The 12,864-nt window shown below is 70.7% G+C and carries 14 protein-coding genes; 6 read left to right on the forward strand and 8 right to left on the reverse strand.

What is annotated here, in order from left to right; translation table 11 throughout:
* Positions 1-25: 25 nt before the first annotated feature.
* Positions 26-697, reverse strand: a complete 672-nt coding sequence (locus AC6EH9_RS05565) for a spermidine synthase (protein WP_498421351.1) — start codon at positions 695-697, stop codon at positions 26-28.
* Between the two features lie 113 nt (positions 698-810).
* Between AC6EH9_RS05565 and AC6EH9_RS05570 the strand changes: the two genes are divergently transcribed.
* From AC6EH9_RS05570 to AC6EH9_RS05585, 4 genes are all read left to right on the forward strand, one after another.
* Positions 811-1,023, forward strand: coding sequence for a hypothetical protein (locus tag AC6EH9_RS05570; RefSeq protein WP_498421352.1), 213 nt, complete (start codon positions 811-813; stop codon positions 1,021-1,023).
* Between the two features lie 87 nt (positions 1,024-1,110).
* Positions 1,111-1,797 carry a hypothetical protein gene (locus tag AC6EH9_RS05575; protein ID WP_498421353.1) on the forward strand — a complete coding sequence of 229 codons (687 nt, stop codon included), beginning with the start codon at positions 1,111-1,113 and terminating at the stop codon, positions 1,795-1,797.
* Positions 1,794-2,258 (forward strand): phage holin family protein, encoded by a 465-nt coding sequence (locus tag AC6EH9_RS05580; protein WP_498421355.1) that lies wholly within the window; start codon positions 1,794-1,796, stop codon positions 2,256-2,258. Before AC6EH9_RS05575 ends, AC6EH9_RS05580 begins: the two co-directional genes overlap by 4 nt.
* Entirely contained in the window at positions 2,234-2,821 is a 588-nt protein-coding gene (locus AC6EH9_RS05585; protein ID WP_498421356.1) for a DUF3618 domain-containing protein, read from the forward strand. The genes AC6EH9_RS05580 and AC6EH9_RS05585 overlap by 25 nt, the downstream gene beginning before the upstream one ends.
* A 43-nt stretch (positions 2,822-2,864) precedes the next feature.
* Here the strand turns inward: AC6EH9_RS05585 and AC6EH9_RS05590 are convergent, their stop codons facing one another.
* Positions 2,865-4,568, reverse strand: a complete 1,704-nt coding sequence (locus tag AC6EH9_RS05590) for a fumarate hydratase (RefSeq protein ID WP_498421358.1) — start codon at positions 4,566-4,568, stop codon at positions 2,865-2,867.
* Between the two features lie 100 nt (positions 4,569-4,668).
* Here AC6EH9_RS05590 and AC6EH9_RS05595 point away from each other — a divergent pair, with 100 nt between their 5' ends.
* On the forward strand, positions 4,669-5,349 hold the full coding sequence (locus AC6EH9_RS05595; RefSeq protein ID WP_498421360.1) for a DUF1707 SHOCT-like domain-containing protein: 681 nt from the start codon (positions 4,669-4,671) through the stop codon (positions 5,347-5,349).
* A gap of 54 nt (positions 5,350-5,403) precedes the next feature.
* Here the strand turns inward: AC6EH9_RS05595 and AC6EH9_RS05600 are convergent, their stop codons facing one another.
* The 5 genes from AC6EH9_RS05600 to AC6EH9_RS05620 form a co-directional block, all read right to left on the reverse strand.
* The gene (locus AC6EH9_RS05600; protein WP_498421361.1) at positions 5,404-6,675 is read right to left on the reverse strand and encodes an ABC transporter ATP-binding protein; all 1,272 of its coding nucleotides are present in this window, start codon (positions 6,673-6,675) and stop codon (positions 5,404-5,406) included.
* Between the two features lie 4 nt (positions 6,676-6,679).
* Positions 6,680-7,510, reverse strand: a complete 831-nt coding sequence (locus AC6EH9_RS05605) for a carbohydrate ABC transporter permease (RefSeq protein ID WP_498421362.1) — start codon at positions 7,508-7,510, stop codon at positions 6,680-6,682.
* A gap of 2 nt (positions 7,511-7,512) precedes the next feature.
* Positions 7,513-8,463 (reverse strand): carbohydrate ABC transporter permease, encoded by a 951-nt coding sequence (locus AC6EH9_RS05610; RefSeq protein WP_498421363.1) that lies wholly within the window; start codon positions 8,461-8,463, stop codon positions 7,513-7,515.
* Positions 8,460-9,812, reverse strand: a complete 1,353-nt coding sequence (locus AC6EH9_RS05615) for an extracellular solute-binding protein (RefSeq protein WP_498421364.1) — start codon at positions 9,810-9,812, stop codon at positions 8,460-8,462. The genes AC6EH9_RS05610 and AC6EH9_RS05615 overlap by 4 nt, the downstream gene beginning before the upstream one ends.
* Positions 9,813-9,970: 158 nt before the next feature.
* On the reverse strand, positions 9,971-10,885 hold the full coding sequence (locus AC6EH9_RS05620) for an alpha/beta fold hydrolase (RefSeq protein WP_498421365.1): 915 nt from the start codon (positions 10,883-10,885) through the stop codon (positions 9,971-9,973).
* Between the two features lie 92 nt (positions 10,886-10,977).
* Between AC6EH9_RS05620 and AC6EH9_RS05625 the strand changes: the two genes are divergently transcribed.
* On the forward strand, positions 10,978-11,871 hold the full coding sequence (locus AC6EH9_RS05625; RefSeq protein WP_498421366.1) for an esterase/lipase family protein: 894 nt from the start codon (positions 10,978-10,980) through the stop codon (positions 11,869-11,871).
* On the opposite strand, the gene glpX is transcribed toward AC6EH9_RS05625, so the two are convergent.
* Positions 11,836-12,864: a class II fructose-bisphosphatase gene (glpX, locus tag AC6EH9_RS05630; RefSeq protein WP_498421368.1), complete on the reverse strand. Its 1,029-nt coding sequence runs from the start codon at positions 12,862-12,864 to the stop codon at positions 11,836-11,838. The two genes, AC6EH9_RS05625 and glpX, sit on opposite strands and share 36 nt — an antisense overlap.

Consider the following 12,864-nt stretch of genomic DNA (forward strand, 5'->3'; position numbering starts at 1 on the left):
CCAAGGCCGCGGCTGCGCGCAGAGGTCAGGCCCGTGCGAGGTAGAGCCAGTACTGCTCGTCGCGGCCCTGCAGCCGGACGTCGTACCCGTGCGCCTCGACGTTGCCGAAGACCTTGGCCAGCACGGCCTCCAGCTCGCTGGACGGCGAGGCCGACCAGATCACCAGCGTCCCCCCGGGGCGGATCGCGCGCCGGGCCGCGGTGAGCAGCGGAGGCTGGTAGATCACGGCGTTGGTGGCGTGCACCAGGTAGCCGGGGCCGTTGTCGACGTCGAGCAGCACCAGGTCGTACGACGCGTCCCCGGCCTCCACCAGGGCGGCGGCGACGTCGCTGACCACCAGTCGGATCCGCTGGTCGGCGAGCAGGCCGGGCCCGTGCGGGATGGTGCCGTCGCGCATCCAGTCGACGAGCATCGGCTCGATCTCGACGACCGTGCACCGCTCCACCCGGCTGTCGGCGAGCACCTCGTGCATGGTGAAACCGAGCCCCAGGCCGCCGACGAGCACGTGCTCGACCCGCCCGGCCAGGCGCAGCGCGGCGTGGGCCAGGGCCCGCTCGCTGCTGGTCTCCAGGGTGTCCATCACGAAGATCCCGTTGGCGCGCAGCTCGAGCACCGCCGGGGCTCCGGCGACGCGCCTCTCGCGCAGCACCAGCTCGCCGCGCTCGGACTCGGCTCGGGCGATCTCGACGTGTTCCACGGTCCCATCTTGGCCCATCTTCGACCCAGGTGGGACGAGTGGCGTGGAGCCGACCGCATGGGCGGCAATGCGTTCGGGTACCTCCCGCCCACGCCACCGACGAGGAGGAAGCAATGAGCGCGCACGACAAGTCCGACAAGCAGGTCTCCGAGGTGTCGGGACTGGGACCGGCAAGTGAGGCCAACGACCCCATCTCGCCGGAGGACGCCACCGCCGGCTATCCCACCGACCTCGACTCGCAGCGCCCCCAGGAGGGGACTGCGGGCCCGGACGCTCCGCCCAAGCACGGCCGGCCGCGCGAGGGCGACCAGGCCTCGGAGGACTGAGGGCCCACGCGAACCCGGGGCGTGCGTGGGCCGGCCCTCCCAGCGAGGAGAGGCGAGCAGCGCCCCCATCTGTGAATTGGAGAAACGATGACCAGCACCCCGAGCACCAAGGAAAGAGCACAGGACGCCGCCTCCACGGCCGCCGACGAGGGCAAGCACGTCGCGGGCGTCGCCAAGGACGAGGCCCAGAACGTCGCCTCGGAGGCGATCAGCCAGGCGCGCGGTCTGGTCGACCAGGCGCTCGCGCAGGTCGACGAGCAGTCGCGCTCCCAGCGCGATCGGCTGGTCAGCACGCTGCGCAGCCTGGGCGACGACCTCGACCAGATGGCCGAGCAGAGCGAGGGCGGCGGACTGGCCACCGACCTCGCCCGCGAGTTCGCGCAGCGAGCCCGGGCGATCAGCTCGCGCCTCGACGGCCGCGAGCCCAACGATCTCCTCGACGACCTGCGTGGCTTCGCGCGGCGCCGCCCCGGCACCTTCCTGCTGGGCGCGCTCGCGGCCGGCGTGGTGGCGGGACGGGTGGCCCGCGGGGCGAAGGCGGCCCAGAGCTCCGGACCCTCCGCCCTCCCCGGTTCGGGCGGCGGCTTCGAGCCGGTCGTGCCCACGCCGGGCGCGCCGCTGGCTGCCCCGGTCACGCACGGTCAGCAGACGATGGACCCGGCGAGCGACCCCGTCACGGGGGCGCCGGAGAGCGGGACCGGGCTCTACGGGGCGCCGACCTCGCCCGGCGCCGCGCCCGGCGAGGAGGGTCTGAGCGGAGGTACCCGCTCGTGAGCAGCCCGATCAACCCCCCAGGGGGCCACGTCGAGGTCACGAACCCGTCGTACACCGGTGAGCCGGAGCCTCGCGGCGCCGGCGACGAGCGCAGCATCGGCGAGATCGTCAGCGACGTCACCAGCAGCCTGACCACGCTCATCCGCCAGGAGATGGAGCTGGCGAAGACGGAGATGAAGGAGGAGTTCGCCAAGGCGGGCAAGGGCGCCGGCCTGCTCGGCGGCGCCGGCGTGGCCGGCCTCATCCTGCTGATCTTCGTCTCACTGACCCTGATGTTCCTGCTCGACAACTGGATGCCCATCGAGCTGGCGGCCCTGATCGTCACGGTCGTCTGGGGCATCGTCGCCGCCGTCCTGGCCCTCACCGGCCGGAAGGCACTCCAGGAGAGCAACCCGCAGCTGCCCGAGACGCAGCAGAGCCTGAAGGAGGACGCGCAATGGGCGCGAGCACAGAAGAGCTGAACCAGGACATCGCCGGCACCAGGGACTCGCTGGCCGCCGACCTCGACGCGCTGCAGGACCGGGTCAGCCCGTCCGCCATCGTCGAACGGCGCAAGGCAGCCGCCCGTGGCCGCGTGCAGTCGATGAAGAGTCGGTTGATGGGCACCGCGGAGAGCGCCCGCAGCAGCGCCGGCGGCTCCGCCTCGGGGGCGGCCGGCAGCGTCCGGGGCACCGCCGACAGCGTCAAGGGCACCGCCCAGGACGCGATGAGCAGCGCCGAGGAGAGGTTCGAGGGCAGCCCGCTGGCCGCCGGCCTGGTCGCCTTCGGCGCCGGGATGCTCCTCTCCGCGCTGCTGCCCGCCAGCGACACCGAGACTCAGGCCGCTCAGCGCCTGGTCGAGCAGGCGCAGCCGCTCGTGGAGGGCGCCAAGTCGATGGGCCAGGAGGTGGGCGAGCAGCTGAAGGACTCGGCCGCCGAGGCGGCGCAGGAGGTCAAGGGCGCCGCCCAGGACTCCGCCCAGCGTGTGCAGGAGGAGGGCACGTCGTCGGCCCAGAGCGTGAAGTCGGACGTCCAGGGCTCCTGACGCCCGTGCTCAGCGCCCGCCAGGTCCCTGGACCCGGCGGGCGCTAGAGCTGCGCGGAGCGCACCCGCAGTCCGGTGACCGGGACGGTGACGGCGCCGGAGGGGTCGGTGAAGAAGTCGTTGCCCTTGTCGTCGACGACGATGAACGCGGGGAAGTCCTCGACCTCGATCTTCCAGACCGCCTCCATCCCGAGCTCGGGGTACTCCAGGACCTCCTGGCTGCGGATGCAGTCCTGGGCCAGCCGAGCCGCCGGGCCGCCGATCGAGCCGAGGTAGAAGCCGCCGTGGGCGTGGCAGGCCTCGGTGACCACCTTGGAGCGGTTGCCCTTGGCGAGCATCACCATCGAGCCGCCGGCCGCCTGGAACTGCTCCACGTAGGAGTCCATCCGCCCGGCCGTGGTCGGGCCGAACGAGCCCGAGGCCATCCCCTGCGGCGTCTTGGCCGGTCCGGCGTAGTAGACCGGGTGGTCCTTGAGGTAGGCCGGCATCTCCTCACCGGCGTCGAGGCGCTCCTTGATCTTGGCGTGCGCGATGTCGCGGGCCACCACCAGCGGACCGCTCAGCGAGAGCCGCGTCTTGACCGGGTGCTTGCGCAGCTCGGCGAGGATCTCGCTCATCGGCTGGTTCAGGTCGATGGCGACGACCGCGCCGCCGGAGATGTCCTCGGCGACACCGGCGTCGGGCATGTACTGCGCCGGGTCGGTCTCCAGCTGCTCGAGGAACACGCCCTCGGGGGTGATCTTGCCCAGCGCCTGACGATCCGCCGAGCAGGACACCGCGATCGCGACCGGGCAGGACGCGCCGTGGCGGGGCAGACGGACCACGCGCACGTCGTGGCAGAAGTACTTGCCGCCGAACTGGGCGCCGATCCCGAAGGACTGGGTCAGCTTGAAGACCTGCTCCTCCAGCTCGAGGTCGCGGAAGCCGTGGGCGTCCATCGAGCCCTCGGTGGGCAGGTTGTCGAGGTAGTGCGCGGAGGCGTACTTCGCGGTCTTCAGGGCGAACTCGGCCGAGGTGCCGCCGATCACCACCGCCAGGTGGTACGGCGGGCAGGCGGCGGTGCCCAGCGAGCGGATCTTCTCGTCGAGGAAGCTCAGCATCCGCTCGGGGTTCAGGATCGCCTTGGTCTCCTGGAACAGGAACGACTTGTTCGCCGAGCCGCCGCCCTTGGCCATGAAGAGGAACTTGTACTCCGGCTTCCCGCTCGTCTGCGGGGTGGAGTAGATCTCGATCTGCGCCGGCAGGTTGGTGCCGGTGTTCTTCTCCTCGTAGGTGGTGAGCGGGGCGAGCTGGGAGTAGCGCAGGTTCAGCTCGGTGTAGGCGTCGTAGACGCCCCGGCTGATCGCCTCGCCGTCGTCGGCGTGGGTGAGCACGCCCTCGGACTTCTTGCCCATCACGATCGCGGTGCCGGTGTCCTGGCACATCGGCAGCACGCCGCCGGCGGAGATGTTGACGTTCTTGAGCAGGTCGAGCGCCACGAAGCGGTCGTTGCCAGAGGACTCGGGGTCGTCGATGATCCGGCGCAGCTGCGCCAGGTGCGCGGGGCGCAGGTAGTGCGCGATGTCGTGCATCGCCTCGGCGGTGAGCCGCTGGATCGCCTCCGGTTCGACCTGGAGGAAGGTCCGCCCGCCCACCTCGAAGGTGGAGACGCCGTCGGTGGTGACCAGCCGGTACGGCGTGGGGTCCTCGCCGAGGGGGAGGAGATCGGAGTAGCGGAACTCGGGCCCGGGGCCGGCAGCAGTGCTCACGGCTCGTGAGATTAGCCCAGAGCGCGCGCCGTCGCCGCGCAGGGGCCGGACAGTGGTGTGAACGGTGCCACAGTGATCGCCGGTCGTTAGGGTGGGGCCCATGGAGGGACCAGGGCCGTGGGTGAACGACCCGGCACAGCTGCGGATCTCGGACGCCGATCGTCATCAGGTGGCCGAGTTCCTTCGTGAGGCCGCCGGCGAGGGGCGCCTCGAGCTCGACGAGCTCGACGAGCGTCTCGAGGCGACGTACGGCGCGAAGGTCTACGCCGACCTCGTCCCGATCGTCGCGGACCTGCCCGGCCAGGCCCCGGCCGCCGCCCAGCGCGGCGGCGCGCCCGCCGTGCCGCCACCACCGCCCGGCCCGGCCGTCCCGCTGCCGCCCGGCGGCTACCTCCCGCGTCACGACGCCAGCCTGGCGGTGCTGAGCGGGCAGGACCGCAAGGGGCCCTGGGAGGTCGGCCCGACCCACACCGCGTTCACGCTGATGGGCGGCATCACCCTGGACCTGCGTCAGGCCCGGTTCGCCAGCATGGAGGTGGTGATCAACGCCAACGCGGTGATGGGCGGCATCGACATCGTGGTCAACCAGTGGACCCAGGTCTCCGTCGAGGGCCACGGCGTGATGGGCGGCTTCGACCTGGTGCGCTCCAAGGTCGAGCCCGAGATCGGCCCCGGGTCCCCGCTGGTGCGGGTGCGCGGCATCGCGCTGATGGGCGGGGTGACGGTGAGCCGCAAGCGGATGCCCGGCGAGCCGCGCCCCAAGCGCCTGCGCAAGGCCTGAGTCGAGCAGACAGCCCCGCCACCGCCGACGGGCGGTGGCGGGGCAGATCGTCGCTCAGGCGGGGGTGTCCTCCGGAGCCGTCTGCTGCTCGGTGATGGCGTGCTCGCGCTCACGCTGCTGCGCGGGGTCGGCCTCGGTCATCAGCGCCGGGATGTGGCCCGCGTGCTCGACGTCGAGGGTGAGGTTCTCGCCGGTCTCGGGGTCGAAGAGGTGCATCTTGGAGGAGTCGACCCAGATCTCGGCGTCGTCGCCCTCGGCGATGGTGCTGGCCCCGTCCAGCGAGACCACCATCTGGGTGCGCAGCGACTCCCCGTCCAGGTCGCGCTCGAGCTGATCGAGCTGGGCCTGCACCTCCGGGGGCGCCTCGAACGGGACGTAGGCGTAGGCCTGGTTGCCCAGCCACTCCACCACGTCGACCTGGGCCCGGAACGTCGAGCCGCGCTGCTTGGCGGGGTCGACGACCGAGGCGTCGTTGAAGTGCTCGGGGCGGATGCCGGCGATCAGCAGTCCCCGGCCCTCGGCCCGCTTCGCCTTGTCCGCGGGGATCTCCACCTGGCCGAACGGCAGCTCGACGGTGGTGCCGCGGACCGTGGCCGGCAGGAAGTTCATCGGCGGGGAGCCGATGAAGCCGGCCACGAACAGGTTGCCCGGGTTGGTGTAGAGCTCGCGCGGGGTGGCCAGCTGCTGGAGCAGACCCCGCTTGAGCACCGCGACCCGGTCGCCCAGCGTCATCGCCTCGGTCTGGTCGTGGGTGACGTAGACCGTGGTGATGCCGAGCTTCTTCTGCAGCCGGGAGATCTCGGTGCGCATCTGCCCGCGCAGCTTCGCGTCGAGGTTGGACAGCGGCTCGTCGAAGAGGAACGCGTCCGCGTCGCGCACGATCGCGCGGCCCATCGCCACCCGCTGACGCTGACCACCCGAGAGGTTGCCGGGCTTGCGGTCCAGGTGCTCGTCGAGCTCCAGGGTCTTGGAGGCCTCGCGGACCTTCGCGTCGACGGTCTTGTCGTCCATCTTGGCCAGGCGCAGCGGGAAGGCGATGTTCTCGTAGACGCTCAGGTGCGGGTAGAGCGCGTAGTTCTGGAAGACCATCGCCAGGTTCCGCTCCCGCGGGGCGAGGTCGTTGACCCGGCGGTCGCCGATGATCATGTCGCCGGAGGTGATGTCCTCCAGGCCGACGATCATCCGCAGCAGCGTGGACTTGCCGCATCCCGAGGGCCCGACCAGGATCACGAACTCCCCGTCGGCGATGTCGATGGAGACGTCGTTGACCGCGGGGAAGCCGTCGCCGTACTTCTTCACGATGTTCTTGAGCTGGATGGCAGCCACGGAGTCACCCCTTCACCGCGCCGGACGTCAGCCCGGCCACGATCTTGCGCTGGAAAATCAGGACGATGAGCACGATCGGGATCGTCGCGATGACGGCTCCCGCGGCCAGCAGCGAGGCCGGCCGGTTGAACGGGTCGTTGCCGACGAAGAAGGACAGTGCGGCCGGGATCGGCCGGGCGGCCTCGGTCGAGGTCAGCGAGATCCCGAAGACGAAGTCGTTCCACGCGAAGAAGAACGTCAGGATGGCCGCGGTGAAGACGCCTGGCGCCGCGAGCGGCACGATCACCTTGCGGAAGGCCTGCCACGACGTGGCGCCGTCGACCTGGGCCGCCTGCTCCATCTCCCACGGGATCTCGCGGAAGAAGGCGGACAGGGTCCAGATCGCCAGCGGCAGCGTGAAGGACATGTAGGGGATGATCAGGCCCGGCCAGGTGTCGTAGAGGCCGAAGGCGCGCCACATGTCGAACAGCGGGCCGACCAGCGAGACGACCGGGAACATCGCGATCGCCAGCGCCATCGTCAGCACGAACTTCTTGCCCTTGAACTCCAGGCGGGCGATCGCGTACGCCGCCAGGGTGGCGACGATGACCGAGAGCAGTGTCGCGATCAACGAGATCCCGATGGAGTTGAAGATGGCCCGGCGGAACTGCTCGTTGTCCCAGACGTCGATGTAGTTCTGCCACCCGGCGCTGGTCCCCTCGGCGGGGAAGAAGCCCGGGTTGCCGTTGGTGATCGACTCCTGGGACTTGAAGGACAGCGAGATGATCCAGGCCACCGGCAGCAGGCACCAGGCCAGGATCAGCAGGCAGCCGAGGGCGATTCCGACTTTTCTCATTGTCACGACTCCTGCCTGGCCTGGGCCAGATCGACCTTGAACAGCTTGACGATCAAGAACGCGATGAGCAGCACCGAGAGGAACAGCAGCACCGAGAGCGCCGAGCCGATGCCGAGCTGGAACTGCTCGATGGTCTGGCGGTAGGTCAGGAAGCTGATCGACTCGGTGCGCTGGGCTCCGGCGGTCATCACGAAGATGTTGTCGAAGATGCGGTAGGCGTCCAGGGCCCGGAACAGCACCGCCACCATGATCGCGGCGCGCATGTTGGGCAGGACCACCTTCCACATCCGCTGCCACCAGGTGGCACCGTCGACCTTGGCCGCCTCGACCATGTCCTCGGAGACCTGGGCGAGTCCGGCCAGCAGCAGCAGCGACATGAACGGCGTGGTCTTCCAGATCTCCGAGACCATGATCGCGATCATCGCGGGCGCGGTCTCGCCGAACCAGTTGAACGAGTTGCTGATGAACGGCAGCCACTCGTTGACGAAGCCGTTGGTGCTGCTGAACGCGAACTGCCAGGCGAAGCCCGAGACGACGGTGATGATGCCGTAGGGGATCAGGATCGAGGTCCGGATCACGCCCCGGGCGAAGATCACCCGGTGCATGACCAGCGCGAACGCGAACCCGATCACGAGCTCGACGGCCACGGTCACGACCATGTAGAGCACGGTGACCGCGGTGGTCTGCCAGAACAGCGGGTCGGTCAGCGCGGTGAGGTAGTTGGACAGCCCGATGAACTCGCGGTCCTCGGGCGCGGTCAGGGAGTAGTCGAACAGCGACAGGTACAGGGCCCGCAGCATCGGGAAGGCGGTGACCAGGAGCATCACCAGGATCGCGGGAAGGACGAGCCGCTGGCCGAGCCGGTTCTCCGCGCGGGAGCGGTCACTGACCTCGGGGCGGCCCTTGGGGGCCTTCGTGGTTGCCGCCGGGTTGGCGATCGTCGTCTGGGTCACAGGAGCGCCTTTCCTTGCAGGACGTCCTTCAGGAACTGCGCCGACTTCTCCGGCGTCGACTCGGGGTCGACGTTGTCCGGCGCGTGCCATCTGCTCTGGATGGCGCTGGAGATCATCGAGTAGAAGGCGCTCTGGGGGCGGGGGCCGCCGGTCTCGATGCTCTGCTGGAACAGCTCCAGCAGGCTGGCCGGATAGGCCTCCTTGAGCTCCGGGGCGTCGTAGGCCGAGGCGCGGGCCGGCATCAGGCCGCTGGTCACGGCCAGCTGGACCTGGGCGTCGGGACTGGTCACGCAGACCGCCGCGTCGCGGGCGAAATCGGGGTGCTTGGTGAACGCGCCCACGCCGATGTTGATGCCACCGATCGGGGGCCGCGACTCCATCCCCTTCACGGTCTCGGGGTAGCGGGCCCAACCGAGGTCCTCGAACTGCTTCTCGGTGATGCCGTTGGTCTCGTTCGGCTCGAAGTTCTTGTAGACGAACGTCCAGTTGACCATGAACTCGCCGGCACCGTCGGGCGGGTACATCCCGGCCAAGGCGGTGCCCTCGTTGGAGACGCTCAGGTCGGGCTGGGCGGCCTTGGAGTCGGCGAGCTTGCGGATGATCGCGGCGGCCTTCTGCCCGGCCTCGGAGTCGATCTCGATCGTGGCGTCCTTGCCCGCCTCGGTGTCGGTGATGATGTCGCCACCGGCGCCCTCGATCATCGCGTTGATCCACACCACCAGGCCCTCGTACTTGTTGCCCTGGACGCCGACGGTGCCGTCGTGCTTGGCGGCGGCGTCGATGATCTGGTCCCAGGTGACCGGCTGGCTCATGTCGAGACCGGCGGCCTCGGCGAGCGACTTGCGGTACCAGAGCACCTGGGTGTTGGCCCACTGCGGCGCCGCGTAGATCTTGTCCTCCCACTCCACGGTCTCCGCGGATCCGGCGAGGACATCGTCGTCGACGACCTTGCCGGCCAGGTCGCCCTCGAACTCCAGCAGCCAGCCGGCGTTGGCGAACTCGGGCAGGAAGACCGGGTCGAGGCTCATCAGGTCGGTGGCGTCGTCGTCGGCAGCCAGGCGCCGGGCCAGCTGGGTGCGCTGGTCGGTCGCGCTCGAGGGCAGCAGCTGCACCTCGATGTCGTACTCCTCGGTGCTGCACTCCTCGGCCAGCTTGGTCAGCGTTTCCACCCCGTCGGGGTTCACGTACCAATTCAGCGTGGGCTTGCCCTCGTCGCCCGAGGCGATGCCGCAGGCGGTGAGCAGGCTGCTGGTCAGCACCACCACGCCGGCGAGCGCGAGCCCGGAGCGGCTGCGATGGTTCTTCCTCCGGCGGCGCTCCGGCCGCCCGGAGGGCTGGGGCTTCAACATGGAGCTCCTTCCCTTCCCGTCGCGGGCGCGGGTGGCCCACATCACACGTCTAGTCCGCTCTGGGCAGTATGTCCACCCTGGCAAGGGCTAATCCCAGAAAGGGGTGGGACCTGTGGGACGGGCGGGATCGGCCCGCCCGGGGCGTCGGGGGGAGGTGCTCAGGCGCGGTCGGCGGTGCGCCGGATGACGTCGACGAAGGTGTCGAAGAGCCCGTCGGGGATGTCGTGGCCCATGCCCTCGATGATGACGAGCTCCGCGCCGGGGATGGCGGACGCCGTCGCCCGGCCGCCGGAGACGTGGACCATCTTGTCGGCGAGCCCGTGGATGACGGCGGTGGGGATCCGCAGGCTGCGCAGCGGCCGCGACCGGCTGGGCTGTAGCAGGATCGCGAGCATCTGGCGCAGCACGCCGGCCTGGGTGATGCCGCGGTCGTAGGTCTCCGCGCCGCGCCGGAGCAGCTCCTCCTCGGTCTGCGGGTAGCCGGGGGAGCCGATCAGCCGCGACATCGCCACCGTGCCCTCGACGTAGGCGGCGCGGCCGGGCTTGCGCGGCGCGATCATGATCGTCAGCAGCCGGGGGTGCTGCCAGCCGACGGTGCGCTTGCCGGTCGTGGACATGATCGAGACCATCGAGCGCACCCGGCCGGGGTGCTCGATCGCCATGGTCTGCACGATCATCCCACCCATCGAGACCCCGGCGACGTGGGCCGAGGCGATGCCGAGGTGGTCCAGCAGCCCGATGCCGTCGCGGGCCAGGTCGCTGAGCGTGTACGGCGCACGCACGTGCCGGCCCAGGAAGGCCTGCACGATCTGCGCCCGGGTGACCCGCTGGCGCATCCTCGTGGAACGCCCGGCGTCGCGGTTGTCGTAGCGGATCACGAAGAACCCGGCCTCGGCGAGGCGCCGGCAGAGCTCCGCGGGCCACCAGGTCATCGGCCCGCCCAGCCCCATCACCAGCAGCAGCGGCTCGTCCGTGGGATCGCCGAAGGTCTGGTAGCACAGCTCGACGTCCGGGCTGACCGGGGCGAAGAGCTCTTCGGAGACCGAGGGGGAGGGGGTCGCGGCGGCGCTCATTCCTGTAGTCAACATCCAAATGGGGGATGTGGAACACCCCAGGTCCGCAAAATGCAGACACGGGGCCCTCCGCGGGCCTACCGTCGAGCGCTATGGGCTCACCCTTGGCGGCGTTCCTCACCCCACACGGCTTCGCGCCGCCTCCCGCGGCGGCCGTGCTGCGCGAGGCGAGCCTGCTGCCGGAGTCGGCCCGCTACCTGGCGCGGCACCTGGGCGAGCGGCACGCGCGCCGCGCCACGCCGTACGTGGACCGGGTCCCGCTGCGCGGGGGCGATCCGGTGGTGCTGGTGCCGGGGTTCCTGGCCGGGGACGCCTCGCTGGCGATGATGTCGCGGGCCCTGCGGCACCTGGGCTACCGCACCTACCGCTCGCAGATCCGCGCCAACATCGGCTGCACCCTCGACGCCGCCGCCCAGCTCGAGCGGCGCCTGGACCAGGTCGCCCAACGCCGCGAGAGCAAGGTCCAGATCGTCGGGCACAGCCTGGGCGGGATGCTCGCCCGCGGGCTCGCCGCGCGGCGTCCCGATCTCGTCTCCGGGATCGTCACGATGGGCAGCCCGTCGCTGGCCCCCGGCGCCCACCACATCAGCCTCAGCGCCAGCGTCGACGTGCTGGTGCGGCTCAGCCGCGCCGGCGTGCGCGGGGTGATGGCCGCCGAGTGCGTGGCCGGAGCGTGCGCGCGGCAGAGCTTCGAGGACGGCCGGCTGGCGCTGGCCCCACACATCGGCTTCACCTCGATCTACTCCAGGCGCGACGGCATCGTCGACTGGCGCGCCTGCGTGGACCCGCTGGCGCACCCGGTCGAGGTCACCGCCTCCCACATCGGGATGGCGGTGGACCCGCGGGTGCGCGACGCCGTCGTCCAGGCGCTGGGCCGGCACGCGGCGCACGCGGCCCGGCTGGGGCACAGCCCCCTGGGCTCAGGGGGCGAAGGCTCAGTGGTCGAAGGCTCAGTGGTCGAAGTCGATGGCCGAGTAGGCGCGTAGCTTCTCCAGGCGGTGCTCGGAGGTGATCCGGCGGATCGTGCCGCTGCGCGAGCGCATCACCAGCGAGTCCGTGGTGGCTGCCCCGGCGCGGTAGCGCACGCCCTGCATCAGCTCGCCGTCGGTGATGCCGGTGGCCACGAAGAAGCAGTCGTCGCCGGTCACCAGGTCGTCGGTGGAGAGCACGAAGTCGGGGTCGAGGTTGTGCCCGGCGTCGAGGGCGCGCTGGCGCTCGTCGTCGTCCTGGGGCCACAGCCGGGCCTGGATGACGCCGCCGGTGCACTTCATCGCGCAGGCCGCGATGATGCCCTCGGGGGTGCCGCCGACGCCCAGCAGCAGGTCGATGCCGGTGTTGGGGCGCGCGGCCATGATCGCGCCGGCGACGTCGCCGTCGGAGATGAACTTGATCCGGGCTCCCGCCTCGCGGATCTCCTGGGCCAGCTTCTCGTGGCGGGGGCGGTCGAGGAGCACCACCGTGACGTCCTCGGGGGTGGAGCCCTTGGCCTTGGCGACCCGGTGGATGTTCTCCGCGACCGGGAGCCGGATGTCGACGACGTCGGCGGCCTCGGGCCCGGCGACCAGCTTCTCCATGTAGAAGACCGCGGACGGGTCGTACATCGTGCCGCGCGGCGCGACCGCCAGCACCGCGACCGCGTTGTTCATGCCCTTGGCGGTCAGCGTCGTGCCGTCGATCGGGTCGACGGCCACGTCGCACTCGGGGCCGGTGCCGTCGCCGACCTCCTCGCCGTTGTAGAGCATGGGCGCGTTGTCCTTCTCGCCCTCGCCGATGACCACGGTGCCGCGCATGCCGATCGTGGAGATCATCACCCGCATCGCGTTGACCGCGACGCCGTCGGCGCCGTTCTTGTCGCCGCGCCCGACCCATCGGCCGGCCGCCATCGCGGCCGCCTCCGTGACCCGCACCAGCTCGAGAGCGAGGTTGCGGTCGGGAACCTGGGCGGACACGGACAGCTCGGGAGGCACGCTCGCAGACAT

Source organism: Nocardioides sp. Z21_20 (assembly GCF_059766585.1).

Excerpts from the sequence above, each read along its gene's own strand:
- AC6EH9_RS05625 (WP_498421366.1), top strand. The coding sequence starts at position 10,978 with ATGGGCTCACCCTTGGCGGCGTTCCTCACCCCACACGGCTTCGCGCCG.
- AC6EH9_RS05615 (WP_498421364.1), bottom strand. The coding sequence starts at position 9,812 with ATGTTGAAGCCCCAGCCCTCCGGGCGGCCGGAGCGCCGCCGGAGGAAG.
- AC6EH9_RS05585 (WP_498421356.1), top strand. The coding sequence starts at position 2,234 with ATGGGCGCGAGCACAGAAGAGCTGAACCAGGACATCGCCGGCACCAGG.
- AC6EH9_RS05570 (WP_498421352.1), top strand. The coding sequence starts at position 811 with ATGAGCGCGCACGACAAGTCCGACAAGCAGGTCTCCGAGGTGTCGGGA.
- AC6EH9_RS05575 (WP_498421353.1), top strand. The coding sequence starts at position 1,111 with ATGACCAGCACCCCGAGCACCAAGGAAAGAGCACAGGACGCCGCCTCC.
- glpX (WP_498421368.1), bottom strand. The coding sequence starts at position 12,864 with ATGTCTGCGAGCGTGCCTCCCGAGCTGTCCGTGTCCGCCCAGGTTCCC.
- AC6EH9_RS05595 (WP_498421360.1), top strand. The coding sequence starts at position 4,669 with ATGGAGGGACCAGGGCCGTGGGTGAACGACCCGGCACAGCTGCGGATC.
- AC6EH9_RS05605 (WP_498421362.1), bottom strand. The coding sequence starts at position 7,510 with ATGAGAAAAGTCGGAATCGCCCTCGGCTGCCTGCTGATCCTGGCCTGG.
- AC6EH9_RS05620 (WP_498421365.1), bottom strand. The coding sequence starts at position 10,885 with ATGAGCGCCGCCGCGACCCCCTCCCCCTCGGTCTCCGAAGAGCTCTTC.